Raw genomic sequence first — 14,380 nt, 5'->3', positions numbered from 1 at the left:
GGTGGATATTGACGAGCAGCCCGGCAACGCCAAGCCGGAGAAGATACCCACCCTGAAACCGGCCTTCGCCAAGGACGGCACCGTAACCGCCGCCAACTCCAGCTCCATCAGTGACGGCGCCTCGGCCCTGGTGCTGACCACCGGTGATGAGGCCAGCCGTCGCGGGCTGACGCCCCAGGCCCGGATTCTTGCCCATGCCACCCATGCCCGCCTGCCGGCGGAGTTCACCATCGCGCCGATCGGTGCTATTGAGAAAGTGCTCAAGCGCGCCGGCTGGGACAAATCCGACGTGGACCTGTTCGAAATCAACGAAGCCTTTGCGGTGGTGACCCTGGCGGCGATTCGTGAACTGGGGCTGGATCATGACAAAGTCAACGTCAACGGCGGCGCCTGTGCCCTGGGGCACCCGATCGGCTCCTCCGGCTCCCGTATCATCGTGACCCTGATCAACGCCCTGAAGCAGCGCGGCCTCAAGCGCGGTGTCGCGGCCCTGTGCCTGGGCGGTGGCGAAGCCACGGCCGTTGCGATCGAGCTGATGTAGGAGAGGGCGGTTCGTCAGAACCGCCTGTAGCCGGCCCGGCCGGGTGGCCGCCCTGATCAGAACCGGATCAGGGCGGAACCCCAGGTGAAACCACCGCCGAAGGCTTCCAGCAGCAGTATTTCGTTCTTCTGGATACGGCCGTCGCGAACGGCCGCGTCCAGCGCGAGCGGGATGGAGGCGGCGGAGGTGTTGCCGTGCTTGTTGACGGTGACCACCACCTTGTCCATGGACATGCGCAGTTTCTTGGCGGTGGCGGCGATAATGCGGATGTTTGCCTGGTGGGGCACCAGCCAGTCGATCTCGGACTTATCCATGTTGTTGGCAGCCAGGGTCTCGTCGACGATCTTGCCCAAGGTGTTGACCGCGATCTTGAACACCTCGTTGCCCTTCATTTCCACGAACGCCTTGCCCGCTTTGACCTGGTCAAAGCCGTCGGAAATGCCGTAAGGCACCCGCAACAGGTCCTCGTACTGGCCGTCGGCATGGATGTGGGTGGACAGGATGCCGGTTTCCTCACTGGCTTCCAGCACCACCGCCCCGGCGCCGTCCCCGAACAGGATGCAGGTGCCGCGGTCTTCCCAGTTCAAAATCTTCGAGAACACCTCCGAGCCGATCACCAGCGCCTTGCGGCTGGCACCGGTCCTGACGAACTTGTCCGCCACCGACAGGGCGTAGACAAACCCGCTGCACACGGCCTGGATATCGAAGGCCGGGCAGCCGTGCAGGCCCAGGCGGGCCTGCAGGATGCAGGCGCAGCTGGGGAAGATCTTGTCCGGTGTACTGGTGGCGAAGACGATCAGGTCGATTTCCTTCGCATCGATTCCGGCCGCGGTGATGGCCTCGCGGGCGGCCTGTTCGGCCAGGTCCACCGCGGTCTGGCCATTGTCCACGATGTGGCGCTGTTCGATGCCGGTGCGCTCCCGGATCCACTGGTCGGAAGTGTCCACCAGTTTTTCCAGATCCGCGTTGGTCATGATGTTCTCGGGCAGATACGAGCCCGTGCCGGCGATTCTTGCGTAGGTCATTCAGTCAGTTCCCAACCGTCGCTGGAGTGCCACCCGTTCACTCTTCGGTGTTGTGGTCACGCGTGTGTAACAGAACTGCCAGTCTATAGCGTAGCACCTCTCAGGGTTATTAGCGGTTTGTCAAAGGCCTTGGCTGGTGCGGCGGCGCAGGCGGCTCAGTAGGGCTGCCGGTGGTCGGCCAGAACTGTGCCCACTGCCAGGGCCTCGGCTTCGTGGGATTCGTCCCGCCAGGTTTCCGCCAAAGCTTCCGCCTGCCACTGCTGCATGGCCGGCAATGCCAGTATCCGCTCGACATAGCCCCGGCTCAGGTCGTCCCGGGCAATACCGTAGGTCTGGCACCGGAACACCACCGGTGCAAAGAATGCATCCACCGCGGTGAAGCGGTTGCCCGCCAGGTAGGGGCCGCCAAAGCGGGTGAGACCCTCGGTCCAGAGCTGAGAGACCCGATCGATGTCTTTTCGCAGTGCCGGTGCAACCTCGGACAACTCGACACGCAACCCCACGTTCATCGTGCAGATACTGCGCAGGGCGCTGAAACCGGAATGCATCTCCGCCGTTGCGCAGCGCGCCCAGGCTCTCTGGTGACGGTCTTCCGGCCAGACACCCGCGTGGCTCTCGGCCAGGTACTCGACAATGGCCAGCGAGTCCCAGACGGTGATCTCACCGTCCAGAAGGCAGGGCACCTTGCCGCTCGGGTTGATGGCGCGAAAAGGCGTCCACAGGCTCTGGTCGCCGAACGGCAGCATCTTTTCCTCGAAAGGCACGCCCAGGACCTTGAGCAGAACCCAGGGCCGCAGGGACCAGGACGAGTAGTTCTTGTTGGCGATATACAGGCTGTACATGGTGAGTTCCTCTGTCGTATAAATCGAACGGTGCCGAGCAATGGCACTATTAGAAATGCCGGCAGAGCAGGGCGTCCATGGATAAATCAGAAACAAGGCCTTCGGAAAATACGAACGTATCCGGCATCAAGCTGGAGCAGCTGCGCTCCTTCGTGCTGGTGGCAGAGGAAGGCAACCTGACGCGGGCCGCCCGCCGTCGCCATACCACGCCTTCCGCGGTGAGCGAGCACCTTCGCCAACTCGAGAGCCAGCTTGGCCTTTCCCTGTTCGAGCGCTCCGCCCGCGGTATGCAGCTGACCCGGGCGGGGGAGGCCCTGCTGGTACCGGCTCAAAAGGCGCTGGGTCAGGTCGGTAATCTTCTCGAAATGGCCCGAAGTCTCGGCGACAATCCACTGACTGCAATGGAAATAGGGCTCAATGCGCCGCCGGAATATCTGAAGGTGGATCAGCTGATCCAACAGGCTGCCAGGACGCTTCCCCAGCTCTCCCTGGAGCTTCGCACCAGTGCTTCGGCCCGGATTGCCGGGCTGGTGGCGGAGGGTTCACTGGACATGGGCTTCGTCTACGGCGATTGGTCCTCCGACTCTCGGCTGGTGTGCCACAAGCTCGTATCAATCCGGGTCTGCGTGGTGGGGCCGCCGGATGGCCCGGATGCATTGCCCGAGACAATGGCCCAGCGGGCACGGCTGCCCTGGATATGGCCCTCCGCCACTTGCCCTTTCATTGGCCTGGTGCCCCGGGTTCTCGGAGAAGGCTGGAAAGGAGCCAATCGGGTCACCACGTCCGAAGATGAGCACACCACCGTCGCCATGATCCGGGCCGGCATGGGGTTTGGGCTGGTTGAGCGAGCCTTCGCCGAGAACTGGGCCCGCCAGGGCGCCGTGCGACTTTACGAGAGTCCCCGTCTGGAGCTGCCGTTAAGCCTCTGCGTGCACCGCGACAAAGCCGACAGGGAGCGTTACCGCGCCTGCATCCGGTTGGTGGGGAGCCTCTGGCAGCCGGCACCGGTGACAGAAACCGGCTGATTTCGAAAGTTTTGCTAGGCTTCCAGAAAAGGCCATCACACGGAGACGCCGGAATGCCTTATCAATCGGACGACGAATTGCCGGAGAGCGTTCGTGAGAACCTGCCGCCCCATGGCCGGGAAATCTACCGCAAGGCCTTCAATTCGGCCTGGGAGGACTACAAGGATCCGGAGGACCGCCGTGGCGATGACAGCCGGGAGGAGACCGCCCACCGGGTCGCCTGGGCGGCGGTCAAGGAGAAGTACCACAAGCAGGGTGGGCGCTGGGTGCGGAACCAGTGAATCCGGCTGCAGCCATCCGTCGGTGCAGACCGGCGCACGGGCGCCGGATCAGACCAGCCAGCCGAAAAGAAAATCGAACAGGGCGCTGAAAAAGCCGCCGGAGCTTTTGGCCGAGGTGGTGCGTACCGGGGTCGGTGGTGCTGTTTCCAATGATGCCGCAGCCATTTCCTCGGCGGGGACCGGCGCGGGTTCTGCTTTCTGCGCGGCATCCTGTGGGCTCGGCTCGGTAACGGCTGAGGCGCTCAGGGCCATCTCCGGCTCGGCCGGGTCAGGTGTGGCGGGTGCGGGAGTGCTCACCGGGTTCTGGGCGGTCAACACTGGTTCGGGTTCAATCCCTGGGCTCGCCGGCTCTGGCCTTGGCTCGGACGCCGGCGCGTCGGTGACCGATGCCATCATCCCAGCGCCGTTATCGGATTGCTCGGTTACCCGGGCCACAGTGACCGGAGCCGCGCTCGCCGGCATCGCCTGGTCCTTAGATACAGGCAGGGTTTCGGGCTTCGGTTGTTCTACAGGAGGCTTGGAAGTGGCCAACAAAGCTTGGGTTTCGGGCTCTGGAGCCGGCGGCGCCTGGACCGGCTCACGCGCTACCGGCCGTGCTGTCGATGCCGGCTCCTCGCGGCGCTCTGGCGCCGCCACCGGCAGATCCAGTGCCGCCATGGCGGCACGAGGGCTTGCCACTGAGTTGGTGCTCAGGGTCTGTTCCGGCCGGGCCACGGCTCCCAGTGCGGCCAGGGTTTCCGCATCCAGCTTGCCGGAGACCGTCAGACCCCGGGTGTCGGTCTGGTACTGCCGGATGGCGGCTCTGAGCGTTTCATCCAACCAGCCATCCGCCTTGCCTATGTCATAGCCCGCGCCATAGAGCGCGTTCTCGGCGGCGAAGATCACTTTCGCGGTGTCGCCGTGGGCCGCGGCACCCAGCAGTACGTACGCCCCCAACAAGCACCGGCCCAATGTCCGGGTAACAGTCACCCTGCCCATAACAACTCCCTCCCTGGTCTTCATCCGGTGAAGAATGGTTGAGAATTGAAAGTATCAGTATTTGAGGGGGCCGCCCGTGATGGAGGTAGCAGAAGTGGAGGATTCCGGATGGACGAACCAATTCCGGCAAGGATACGAGCGCGGGCAGGGGCGGCTTAGCTGGCCGCCCTGTAATGCTCAAGCATTGAGGCCATGTCGTCCCCCAGCTCATTAACGTGTTCGCTGGAGGTGTCCCGCTGGGCATAGGAGCGCAGGCCGATGATCTGGGCCTGTACCAGACGCGCCAGACGATTGCAGTCGGTGCCCGCTTTCAGCTCGCCGCGGGCCCGGGCTCTTGCCAGCAGATCCGCAAGCGCCAGTTCGATCTCGCTGAGCATGGCGTTGGCCTGCCTGCCCAGCGGGTTCTGCTCATGACTCACTTCCAGCAGGGTCTTGACGATCATGCAGGCCCTGGCCGGCGTCTCGCTGCTGGGCGAGAAAGCAGTGGCCAGATTGCGGAGGTATTCCTGCAAGCCGGTCAGAATGGAGTTGTAGCCCTCCAGGTGTGCCGCCAGTTCCTCACCCCCGCGCTGTGCGTACAGTTTCAGGGCTTCGGCAAACAGGCCATCCTTGCTGCCGAAAGCGGCATACAGGCTGCCCGGGCGCATATCCAGGGCCTGCTCGATCTGCTTCATCGAAGTGCCGTAATAGCCCCGTTGCCAGAAAAGGCCCATTGCCTTTGCCACTGCTTCCTGTCGATCAAACTTTGCCAACCTGCCCATAACATCCACTGCCTCGAATGAAGTCACAGTTTAACTTGAATGAATGCTCAATAACAGATAGCCTGAAGTTTATGAGCAATCACTCAAAAAAAGGAGTTGGTTATGTCAAAGTTTCCCCTGCACGACCAGAATTCAGCCCCCGCGGATGCCAAGCCTCTACTGGAGGATTCCAAGAAGGTGTTCGGCATGATTCCCAGCCTGCACGCCGTGATGGCGGAGGCGCCGGGCGTACTGGAAGGCTACAAGAAGCTTCATCAGCTGGTGCTCGACAGCAGCTTCGACAACGACGAGAAGACCGTGGTCTGGCAGACCATCAACGTGGAGCATGCCTGCCACTACTGCGTACCCGCCCACACCGGCATCGCCAAGATGATGGAAGTGTCCGATGACATCACCAACGCCCTGCGGGACGAGACAGCGCTGCCCAATGACAGACTGGAAGCCCTGCGCACCTTCACCCTGGCGGTGGTCCGCAAGCGTGGCGAAGTGAACCGGGAGGATCTGGACGCCTTCTACAGCGCCGGTTACAAGCACCGGCAGGTGCTCGAGGTGGTCCTGGTGGTTTCCCAGAAGGTGATGAGCAACTACATCAATCACATCGCCGAGACACCGGTGGACGAGCCCTTCAAGAAGTTTGCCTGGAAAAAGAACGGCTGAGGAAGCCCGCCCCCGGCACCAAGTGTGGTTAAACTGACGCAAAGCGCCAGAGCCAAGTCCCTTAAGTGAGGAAACGCCAATGCCAGCAAGCCCCCTGCCGGAATCCGAAGACCGCCTGATCCAGGGCCTGCGGCAGGGGGATGGCGACGCCTACCGGGAAGCTGTCCGGCTCTACACCCCTGGTATGATGGCGGTGGCCCGTTTCTACCTGAACCCGGCAAACGCCGAGGATGTGGTCCAGGATTGCTGGGTGGCCGTCATCGACGCCATCGGCAAATTCGAGGGCCGTTCGGGGCTGAAAACCTGGCTGCATCGTATTGTTGCCAACCGCGCCAAGAATCGGCTCAGGAACACCCGGCGGGAAGTGGATACCGACTTCAGCGAGGCTCTCGATCCGGACCTGGACAGGCGGTATGGCCCCAATGGCCGATGGTTGCAACCGCCAACCCTCAGAACTGATGAGACTGCAGACGCCTTGATAGAGAATGATGCCCTCAAGGACTGCCTGGACAAGCACCTGTCGGCATTGCCCGACAGCCAGCGCTCGGCGCTGATGCTCTACGAGACGCACCACCACAAATCCGAAGACGTGTGTAACATTCTGGACGTGAGTCACTCTAACCTGAGGGTGTTGATCCATCGCGCCAGACAGAAGATCTTTCTGATGGTGGAGGAATTCCAGGAGACAGGCGAATGCTGAGCTGTCGGGGTCTGGCGACCATTGCCAGCGACTATATTGATGATGAACTGGGCACCGTGAACAAGATGTCGGTGCGAATGCACCTGCTCATGTGCCCTCACTGCCGGTCGTTCATTGGCAGCCTTCGCAGCACCACCGAGGTACTCAAGCTGCACTCGGAGGTAGAAGTCCGTGAGTCCTATATCCAGCGCGTCGAGCAGGAGGTGCAGCAGGCGCTTGAACGACGCCGTTCCGATCCGCGCCCCTGAGAGTTGCTATCAGGTGCCTTCTTGCAGGGGGTGAGGGATTTCAACCATGGCCACGAGGCCCTTTCCGGCACCCGAAGAGAAGGCGAGTCGGCCCCCGTACCTCCCTACAATGTCCACCACAATGGCAAGTCCCAGACCATGACCGGGTGTCTGCTCATCCAGCCTTAGGCCGCGTTGGCCAAGGCGTTCCAGTTCCTGGTCACCGACACCCGCGCCATCATCGGTTACCCGGATAAGGATGCATCGGCGGCTCTGGGAAAGATCCAGCTCGACGCATCGACTCGACCATTTGCCCGCGTTGTCCAGCAGATTGCCAAGAATTTCGTTCAGATCATGCTCGTCCACCGGCCAGCGGGTTTCGTCCGCAAGCGACGTGGAGAGTTCGAAGGATCTGTCGGGATAGAGCCGGCCCAGCATCCAAAGTAACTCCCGGGCCTGCCGGACAGGGTAGGCGCTTCTGCCCACTTGCGGGCCGGCAAATCGGCTGCGGCGCATTTCCGCCTCCAGTTGCCGGTCGATGTCGCCGAGCCGGGCCGCGATTTGATGCCTGAGATGGGCATCCAAGGGGCGGTCTGGGTCCTCGAGCACCTGCCTAACCGCGGCAATGGGTGTCTTGACGCTGTGGGACAGGTTCGCCAGCGCATCCCGTGAGCGGGCCAGGCGCTGATCCAGGGAGTCCAGCAACTGGTTGAGCTGCAGCACGAGGGGGCGGAATTCCTCGGGAGCGTCGACCTGGATCCGGGAGATTTCACCCTCCTGGAGCCGCTTGAGGGTCGTTTTCAGGGCCATCACGGGCCGCAACGAGAGGTTTATGCCCAGCCAAATCACCGCCACCAGCAGCAGGATCAACAGCAGGGACACAATCGCGGTCCAGATGTGGAGCTCGTTCTGGCTACGATGCAGGGTGGCAAGGTCTTCGGCCACAATCACGACAATCGGCGTCTTGCCAACCGTGACAGAAGCCCGGTAGGCGAGTATGTCTGAAGGCGCGCCGGCGACATCCGCCTCCTCGATACGAAGAGATCCGGCTGCCGTGGACTTGACGAGTGGCTCCAGGAACGGGGCCCAAGCTTGAGGCGAAATCAGCGTACGTGATGGCGAATGGATGGCAAATGCGTGATGAAAGACTTCCTCGAAGTAGTCGCCGGTCTGAAGAGCATCCAGATTGCCGCCTGATTCATGGATCTGGTGGGCCAGGAAGGCCACCTCGTCCTTAAGCCGGCCCTCCACGAACTCTTGCGACATCCGGTCCAGTAGCAGGCCATGGACCAGCCAGGCCAAGGCCATGAGGCTGATGCCGGCCGGCAGCAGAAGAGCCAGCAAGGTACCCCTGACCGATTTGTGTTGGCTAAACAGTGTCATTGAATCGGTAGCCCTGACCGCGCCGGGTGGAAATGGTCTCCGGCCCCAACAGTTTGCGGAGACGGCGAATGTAGGCCTCGATAACATTGTCGCTGGGATTGTCGTTGAGGCTGTATAGCTGCTCCATGAGCTGCTCTTTGGAAAAAACCTGCCCCGGGCGGCTCATGAGGCAGCGCAACAGGCGGAATTCGGTGCCGGTGAGGCTGTGCTCGGTGCCGTCGTCAAGCCTCAGGCTCTGCCGGTTCTCGTCCAGTTCAAAACGGCCGATCCTGACCAGGGCCTGGCCCCGGCCTTCGCTCCGGCGGACGATCGCGTAAAGCCGCGCGATCAGTTCCTCAGTCTGGAATGGCTTGGCCAGGTAGTCATCGGCACCGGCTTTCAGACCATTCACCTTGTCCTGCCAGTCTCCCCGGGCGGTCAGTATCAATACCGGCAGGTGGACGCCTTTCTGGCGCCACTTGCGCAGCACCTCGAGGCCGCTGCCGTCGGGCAGGCCCAAATCGAGCACAACCGCGCGGTAATCCTCCTGCTCACCAAGGACGGATGCCTCCCGCGCGGTACCGGCCGAGTCCACGCTGAAACCGGCTTTCCCCAGCTGGCTGGCCAGGCTGTCGCCGAGCAATCGGTCGTCCTCCACCAGCAGTAGTCGCATGTGTTGTTTCCTTCCCTGTAAATGGTTCGCCTTTTTTCAGAAAGAATTCAGGTTGATGAGCGATGGTAACAGGCAATCCTGGCCATGGCTCCGTTCCCCGGTGCTGTCGCCAGCTTTCAAAGTGTCATCTGTGCAAAGGAAGAAGATGAAATGAACGCGACAAAGTTCCTTGTAGCCACTGCCGCGCTGACGGTTTCGGCCTCGGTGCTCGGTGCCGGATCACACAGCGGGGGTCATCACGGGGCCGCCATCGGCGAGCCCGGCCTGGCCTCCGAGGCTAGCCGCACCATCAATGTGGAAATGCACGACAACTATTACGAGCCCGAGTCCATCAACGTGCAACCCGGTGAGACGGTCCGGTTCGTAGTGGAAAATAAAGGCAATCTGGTTCACGAGTTCAACATCGGCACGCCGGCCATGCACGAGGCCCATCAGTCGGAAATGAAAATGATGGTGGAACATGGCGTGATCCAGGGCGGCACGCTCAACCACCAGATGATGGAAATGGACATGGGGGACGGCCACTCCATGAAGCACGACGACCCCAACAGCGTGCTTGTGGAGCCCGGTCAGAGCAAGGAGATCGTCTGGACCTTTGAAGGAGGCGCGCAAATTGAGTTTGCCTGCAACATTCCCGGCCATTACCAGGCTGGTATGTACGGCGACGTGAATTTTGAGTGATAACACCCTGTGAGAGCGCGATTTTTTCAGCCCGGCGACAGGTCGTCGCAGGGTAGTGTATTTGAGGAAGTGGAGTGCATAGCATGAAATTACGCCATCTGGTTGGGGTTTTTGCCCTGTGTCTGCCGGCCATCGGTTGGGGCGGCGAATACCACCTGAGCGTTGATCGGGTAACCATCGACACCGGTGATTTCGTCAAGGAAGGCATCGGATACAATGGCAAATCGCCGGGTCCGGTGCTTCGATTCAAGGAAGGCAAGGACGTCACCATCCATGTGACCAACAACCTGGATGAAATGACGTCCGTGCACTGGCACGGGCTCATTCTGCCGTTCAAGCAGGACGGTGTGCCGGGTGTCAGTTATCCGGGTATCAAACCGGGAGAAACCTTTACCTACCGCTTCCCGATCGTCCAGGCCGGCACTTACTGGTTCCACAGCCACTCCGGCTTCCAAGAGCCGGACGGCGCCTACGGCGCCATTGTGATCGAGCCCAAGGACCGTGAGCCCTTCCGTTACGACCGGGAATACGTCATCCAGCTTGCCGACAAGCACTCCCATTCCGGTGACCGTATCATGCGCAACCTGAAGACCTCGGCGGATTACTACAACCGGCAGCAGCAAACGGTGGCTGATTTCTTCCGGGAATCGTCCGACAACGGCTTCATGGCCACCCTGAAAGACCGCCTGATGTGGGGTGAGATGCGGATGATGAAAGCGGACATCGAGGACGTCCAGGGCTTTACCGGGCTGATCAACGGCAAGGGGCCCGCCCAGAACTGGACCGGCCTGTTCAAGCCTGGCGAGCGAGTCCGCCTGAGGTTTATCAATTCCTCCGCCATGACCTACTTCGATGTCCGTATACCCGGCCTGGAAATGACGGTGATCCAGGCCGACGGCAATAATGTGCAGCCGGTCAACGTGGATGAGTTCCGCATCGGCGTGGCCGAGACCTACGATGTGATCGTGCGGCCCCGGGAAGAGCGGGCCTACACCATCTTCGCCGAGTCCATGGGGCGGTCCGGCTATGCCCGCGGCACCCTGGCACCCCGGGAAGGCATGAAGGCCGAGATACCGGCACTGCGGAAAGCGCCACTGCTGACCATGGCGGACATGGCGGGCCACATGGACCATGGTGATATGGACCACGGCGCCATGAACCACCCGGGTATGGAGGGCATGGACCACAGCTCCATGAAGGCCGACAGCATGGAGGGCTCGCACGAGGGTCACCAAGGCAAGGACGGAGAAATGGACCATTCCGCCATGGGCCACGCAGGGATGGATCACGGAGGTGCAGCGGAGGCGCCGGAAGACCCCTTCTACGCCAAGGGCAGCGGCCTGGTGCCCACCGCCAGCAACGGGGGCAAATTCCTCTCCTATGCGGACCTGAGGGCCCACAGGCCCCTGTATGAGGAGCGAGAGGCGACCCGTGAAATCGAACTCAGACTGACCGGGAACATGGAGCGCTATGAGTGGAGCATCAATGGCATCAAGTACGAGGATGCCGACCCCATCGTGTTGCAGTACGGCGAGCGGGTGCGCTTCAAGTTCGTCAACGAGACCATGATGACCCATCCCATGCACCTGCATGGCATGTGGTCCATTCTCGATGTAGGTGCGGGGGAATTGGACCCGGTCAAGCACGTGATCAGCGTAGCGCCGGCCACCACCGTGTACATGGAAACCGAAGTGGATGCGCCGGGCGAGTGGGTATTCCACTGCCACCTGTCCTACCATGCTGCTGCGGGCATGTTCCGCAAGGTCATCGTTGAGGGTGGCCCGGGTGAGACGGCGAGCGCCGGTCCGGCCCTTGAGCCCTCGTTGGCAAACGCCGAGGAGAGCGCACTGTGATCGGAAAAACCTTAGGAACCGGGCTGATACTGGTTGTTGGCCTGGTTACAGGCCAGGCCCTGGCGGAGCAGTCCACGCATGCCGGCGGCCATGGCGCCATGCAGGTCTGGGGCGTTGAGATAGGGGAGCTCGAATATCGCTACAGCGACAGTGATGAAGAGTTGGGCATCTGGGATGCCGACATCTTCTATGGCAACGACGACCTGAAGTTCCTCTGGATCAGTGCCGGCGAGTACGCCATCGAGGAGCAGGCCTACGAGGGCCTGGAGAACCAGCTGTTGAGCCAGGTCCCCATTTCCGAGTTCTTCGATGCCAGGGCCGGTGTCCGGTTCGACACCCCGGAGGGCCCCGACCGGACCTACGCCGTTCTCGGTGTGGTCGGCCTGGCGCCCCAGTGGATTGAGGTCGAGGCCAACCTGTACCTGAGCGATGAGAGCAACGCCTCGGCCGGGCTGGAAGCGGAGTACGAGCTGCTGCTCACCAACTACTGGATTCTCGCCGCCACGGTGGAAGCAACCCTGGCCTTCGATGAAGACCAGGAAATTGGTGTCGGCCAGGGCCTGGTCTCCACTGAAACCGGTCTGCGGCTAAGCTACGATCTGATCGACCGCTCCTTCTCTCCCTATATCGGCGTGGTACACGAGCGCGTCTACGGCGATACCGCGGACCTTGCCCAGGCCGAAGGTGGCGGTACCGAGGACTGGTTTGCTGTTGTGGGCGCCCGGATCAGCTTCTGACGCGCCTGTCTGTGAAGGGCTCCAGGCGCACGCCTGGGCCCGCTTTCAACTGAAGGCTCCCGGCTCTCTGTAGCTGACGGAAGCTACCATCTTTTCAAGCAGTATCATTAGCAGCCAAAAAATTAGCTTGAGAAATCCGACACTCACCACCGCTGATATTCTTAAACGAGCAGGGAGGGCAGCGTCATGATGGACAATCACATGTTTGGGGAACCCATGGGAGCCGGGCATTGGCTATGGATGCTGGTTATTGCCATCGTGGCGGTCATCCCAGCCTGGCGAATCTGCACGCGCGTGGGATATCCCGGGTGGTTGGGGCTGCTGATACTGGTTCCCATCCTTAACCTGGCGTTGCTCTATTTCATCGCGTTTTCGCAGTGGCCTGCCAACAGAAAGGGAGACCAGAATGGGTGAAAACCAGCATGACCATCACCAGGATCACCATTCCAGCCAGCATCAGGCAGAGGATACGGTAAAAGACCCGGTCTGCGGCATGTCGGTGAGTCCGGACGAGGCCAAGCACCGCAGCGAGCACGAAGGCGAGACCTGGTATTTCTGCTCGTCCGGCTGCAAATCACGGTTCGAGAAGGACCCGGAGCGGTACCTGGAGGAGGACCAGCAGCCAGACGAGCCCGCCGAACCCGGCGTCATGTACATCTGCCCGATGCATCCGGAGGTCCGCCAGGAGGGTCCCGGTGACTGTCCTGAATGTGGTATGGCTCTGGAGCCGGAGCAGGCGAGCCTGGAGGAAGGTCCGTCTGAAGAACTCAAGGACATGACCCGGCGGTTCTGGATCGGCCTGGTGCTGGCCCTGCCGGTGGTGGTCCTGGAAATGGGCGGGCACTTTACCGGCCTCGACCAGGTGGTGCCATCCCATATCTCTCACTGGATACAGTTGGTACTGGCCACGCCGGTTGTGCTCTGGTGTGGCTGGCCTTTCTTCGTCCGCGGCTGGAAGTCGGTGGTGAGCCGCAAGCTGAATATGTTCACACTGATCGCCATGGGTACCGGCGTGGCGTTGCTCTACAGCCTGGTGGCGACCCTGGTGCCGCAGGTATTCCCGGACGCGTTCCGGCAGGCGGATGGCTCGGTGCCGGTCTATTTCGAGGCCGCCGCGGTCATCGTGGTGCTGGTGCTGCTGGGGCAGGTGCTGGAACTGCGGGCGCGGGAGAAAACCTCGGGGGCCATCAAGGCCCTGCTGGACCTGGCGCCGGCAACCGCCAGGAAGCTGGACGACGAGGGCAATGAATCGGACGTCTCCCTGGACGAGGTCTCGGTGGGCGATCGCTTGCGGGTCCGCCCCGGCGACAAGGTGCCACTGGACGGCGAAGTTCTGGAAGGCAGCTCCAATGTGGATGAGTCCATGGTTACCGGCGAGCCCCTGGCGGTCAAGAAAGAGCAGGGCGATCCGGTCATCGGCGGCAGCATCAATGAGCAGGGCAGCTTCATCATGCGGGCGGACAAGGTCGGCCGCGATACCATGCTGTCCCAGATCGTGCAGATGGTGGCGGCCGCCCAACGCAGCCGCGCGCCCATCCAGGGGCTGGCGGACAAGGTGGCCAGCTGGTTTGTGCCCGCGGTCATCCTGGTGGCTGTCATCGCCTTTGTCGCATGGTCCATTTTCGGGCCAACGCCGCCGATGACCTACGCTCTCATCGCCGCGGTCAGCGTGCTGATCATTGCCTGCCCCTGTGCCCTGGGGCTGGCAACGCCCATGTCGATCATGGTTGGTGTAGGGCGCGGCGCCCAACAGGGAGTGCTCATCCGTGACGCCGAAGCCCTGGAGCGCATGGAAAAGGTGGACACCGTCGTGGTGGACAAGACCGGCACCCTGACCGAAGGCAAGCCCCAGGTGACCAAGCTGGTTGCCGCCGAGGCGTTCAGCGAGCAGGAGCTGATGCGCTATGTCGGCGGCCTGGAGAAAGGCAGCGAGCATCCCCTGGCGCAGGCCATCCTCGACAAGGCCAAGGACATGGATCTGAAGCTGCCGGACGCCAAGGATTTCGACTCCCCCAACGGCAAGGGCGTCACCGGCAG

At 61.9% G+C, this 14,380-nt stretch carries 17 protein-coding genes; 11 read left to right on the top strand and 6 right to left on the bottom strand.

Annotation, left to right across the window (positions count from 1 at the left end; all coding sequences use genetic code 11):
• On the top strand, positions 1-541 hold a 541-nt coding region (locus R3280_RS12940), incomplete at its 5' end, for a thiolase family protein (RefSeq protein WP_318999024.1).
• A 56-nt stretch (positions 542-597) separates the two neighbouring features.
• Here R3280_RS12940 and R3280_RS12935 read toward each other — a convergent pair.
• Positions 598-1,566 (bottom strand): beta-ketoacyl-ACP synthase III, encoded by a 969-nt coding sequence (locus tag R3280_RS12935; RefSeq protein ID WP_318999023.1) that lies wholly within the window; start codon positions 1,564-1,566, stop codon positions 598-600.
• A gap of 155 nt (positions 1,567-1,721) precedes the next feature.
• Entirely contained in the window at positions 1,722-2,408 is a 687-nt protein-coding gene (locus R3280_RS12930) for a glutathione S-transferase family protein (RefSeq protein WP_318999022.1), read from the bottom strand.
• A 77-nt stretch (positions 2,409-2,485) separates the two neighbouring features.
• Between R3280_RS12930 and R3280_RS12925 the strand changes: the two genes are divergently transcribed.
• The gene (locus tag R3280_RS12925) at positions 2,486-3,433 is read left to right on the top strand and encodes a LysR family transcriptional regulator (protein WP_318999021.1); all 948 of its coding nucleotides are present in this window, start codon (positions 2,486-2,488) and stop codon (positions 3,431-3,433) included.
• 53 nt (positions 3,434-3,486) lie between these two features.
• Positions 3,487-3,714, top strand: a complete 228-nt coding sequence (locus tag R3280_RS12920; RefSeq protein ID WP_318999020.1) for a ChaB family protein — start codon at positions 3,487-3,489, stop codon at positions 3,712-3,714.
• A 48-nt stretch (positions 3,715-3,762) separates the two neighbouring features.
• On the opposite strand, the gene R3280_RS12915 is transcribed toward R3280_RS12920, so the two are convergent.
• Both R3280_RS12915 and R3280_RS12910 read right to left on the bottom strand, forming a co-directional pair.
• Complete coding sequence (locus tag R3280_RS12915; RefSeq protein ID WP_318999019.1) at positions 3,763-4,599, bottom strand: peptidoglycan-binding domain-containing protein; 837 nt, start codon at positions 4,597-4,599, stop codon at positions 3,763-3,765.
• 248 nt (positions 4,600-4,847) lie between these two features.
• Complete coding sequence (locus R3280_RS12910; RefSeq protein WP_318999018.1) at positions 4,848-5,417, bottom strand: helix-turn-helix domain-containing protein; 570 nt, start codon at positions 5,415-5,417, stop codon at positions 4,848-4,850.
• 138 nt (positions 5,418-5,555) lie between these two features.
• Here R3280_RS12910 and R3280_RS12905 point away from each other — a divergent pair, with 138 nt between their 5' ends.
• The 3 genes from R3280_RS12905 to R3280_RS12895 all read left to right on the top strand — a co-directional run bounded on the left by R3280_RS12905 (position 5,556) and on the right by R3280_RS12895 (position 7,058).
• Positions 5,556-6,110: a carboxymuconolactone decarboxylase family protein gene (locus tag R3280_RS12905; RefSeq protein WP_318999017.1), complete on the top strand. Its 555-nt coding sequence runs from the start codon at positions 5,556-5,558 to the stop codon at positions 6,108-6,110.
• 79 nt (positions 6,111-6,189) lie between these two features.
• The gene (locus tag R3280_RS12900) at positions 6,190-6,810 is read left to right on the top strand and encodes an RNA polymerase sigma factor (RefSeq protein WP_318999016.1); all 621 of its coding nucleotides are present in this window, start codon (positions 6,190-6,192) and stop codon (positions 6,808-6,810) included.
• Positions 6,804-7,058 (top strand): zf-HC2 domain-containing protein, encoded by a 255-nt coding sequence (locus R3280_RS12895; protein ID WP_318999015.1) that lies wholly within the window; start codon positions 6,804-6,806, stop codon positions 7,056-7,058. Before R3280_RS12900 ends, R3280_RS12895 begins: the two co-directional genes overlap by 7 nt.
• Positions 7,059-7,067: 9 nt before the next feature.
• Here R3280_RS12895 and R3280_RS12890 read toward each other — a convergent pair whose 3' ends face one another.
• Together R3280_RS12890 and R3280_RS12885 are read right to left on the bottom strand one after the other, a co-directional pair.
• Positions 7,068-8,420 (bottom strand): sensor histidine kinase, encoded by a 1,353-nt coding sequence (locus tag R3280_RS12890; protein WP_318999014.1) that lies wholly within the window; start codon positions 8,418-8,420, stop codon positions 7,068-7,070.
• Complete coding sequence (locus R3280_RS12885; RefSeq protein WP_318999013.1) at positions 8,407-9,072, bottom strand: response regulator transcription factor; 666 nt, start codon at positions 9,070-9,072, stop codon at positions 8,407-8,409. Before R3280_RS12885 ends, R3280_RS12890 begins: the two co-directional genes overlap by 14 nt.
• A gap of 150 nt (positions 9,073-9,222) precedes the next feature.
• Between R3280_RS12885 and R3280_RS12880 the strand changes: the two genes are divergently transcribed.
• The 5 genes from R3280_RS12880 to R3280_RS12860 all read left to right on the top strand — a co-directional run.
• On the top strand, positions 9,223-9,753 hold the full coding sequence (locus R3280_RS12880; protein ID WP_318999012.1) for a cupredoxin domain-containing protein: 531 nt from the start codon (positions 9,223-9,225) through the stop codon (positions 9,751-9,753).
• Between the two features lie 83 nt (positions 9,754-9,836).
• Entirely contained in the window at positions 9,837-11,606 is a 1,770-nt protein-coding gene (locus R3280_RS12875; RefSeq protein ID WP_318999011.1) for a copper resistance system multicopper oxidase, read from the top strand.
• 98 nt (positions 11,607-11,704) lie between these two features.
• On the top strand, positions 11,705-12,343 hold the full coding sequence (locus R3280_RS12870; RefSeq protein ID WP_318999026.1) for a copper resistance protein B: 639 nt from the start codon (positions 11,705-11,707) through the stop codon (positions 12,341-12,343).
• A 186-nt stretch (positions 12,344-12,529) separates the two neighbouring features.
• Entirely contained in the window at positions 12,530-12,757 is a 228-nt protein-coding gene (locus tag R3280_RS12865; RefSeq protein WP_318999010.1) for a hypothetical protein, read from the top strand.
• A partial coding sequence (locus tag R3280_RS12860) for a heavy metal translocating P-type ATPase (RefSeq protein ID WP_413468778.1) occupies positions 12,750-14,380 on the top strand: 1,631 nt, incomplete at its 3' end. The genes R3280_RS12865 and R3280_RS12860, both read left to right, overlap by 8 nt.

Origin of the sequence: Marinobacter sp. (genome assembly GCF_033722195.1) — a bacterium.
Lineage (GTDB): Bacteria > Pseudomonadota > Gammaproteobacteria > Pseudomonadales > Oleiphilaceae > Marinobacter.
This window is presented reverse-complemented; position numbering and strand designations above follow the sequence as displayed.

Excerpts from the sequence above, each read along its gene's own strand:
- R3280_RS12920 (WP_318999020.1), top strand. The coding sequence starts at position 3,487 with ATGCCTTATCAATCGGACGACGAATTGCCGGAGAGCGTTCGTGAGAAC.
- R3280_RS12925 (WP_318999021.1), top strand. The coding sequence starts at position 2,486 with ATGGATAAATCAGAAACAAGGCCTTCGGAAAATACGAACGTATCCGGC.
- R3280_RS12885 (WP_318999013.1), bottom strand. The coding sequence starts at position 9,072 with ATGCGACTACTGCTGGTGGAGGACGACCGATTGCTCGGCGACAGCCTG.
- R3280_RS12870 (WP_318999026.1), top strand. The coding sequence starts at position 11,705 with ATGCAGGTCTGGGGCGTTGAGATAGGGGAGCTCGAATATCGCTACAGC.
- R3280_RS12900 (WP_318999016.1), top strand. The coding sequence starts at position 6,190 with ATGCCAGCAAGCCCCCTGCCGGAATCCGAAGACCGCCTGATCCAGGGC.
- R3280_RS12935 (WP_318999023.1), bottom strand. The coding sequence starts at position 1,566 with ATGACCTACGCAAGAATCGCCGGCACGGGCTCGTATCTGCCCGAGAAC.
- R3280_RS12880 (WP_318999012.1), top strand. The coding sequence starts at position 9,223 with ATGAACGCGACAAAGTTCCTTGTAGCCACTGCCGCGCTGACGGTTTCG.
- R3280_RS12865 (WP_318999010.1), top strand. The coding sequence starts at position 12,530 with ATGATGGACAATCACATGTTTGGGGAACCCATGGGAGCCGGGCATTGG.
- R3280_RS12875 (WP_318999011.1), top strand. The coding sequence starts at position 9,837 with ATGAAATTACGCCATCTGGTTGGGGTTTTTGCCCTGTGTCTGCCGGCC.
- R3280_RS12895 (WP_318999015.1), top strand. The coding sequence starts at position 6,804 with ATGCTGAGCTGTCGGGGTCTGGCGACCATTGCCAGCGACTATATTGAT.
- R3280_RS12905 (WP_318999017.1), top strand. The coding sequence starts at position 5,556 with ATGTCAAAGTTTCCCCTGCACGACCAGAATTCAGCCCCCGCGGATGCC.
- R3280_RS12890 (WP_318999014.1), bottom strand. The coding sequence starts at position 8,420 with ATGACACTGTTTAGCCAACACAAATCGGTCAGGGGTACCTTGCTGGCT.
- R3280_RS12930 (WP_318999022.1), bottom strand. The coding sequence starts at position 2,408 with ATGTACAGCCTGTATATCGCCAACAAGAACTACTCGTCCTGGTCCCTG.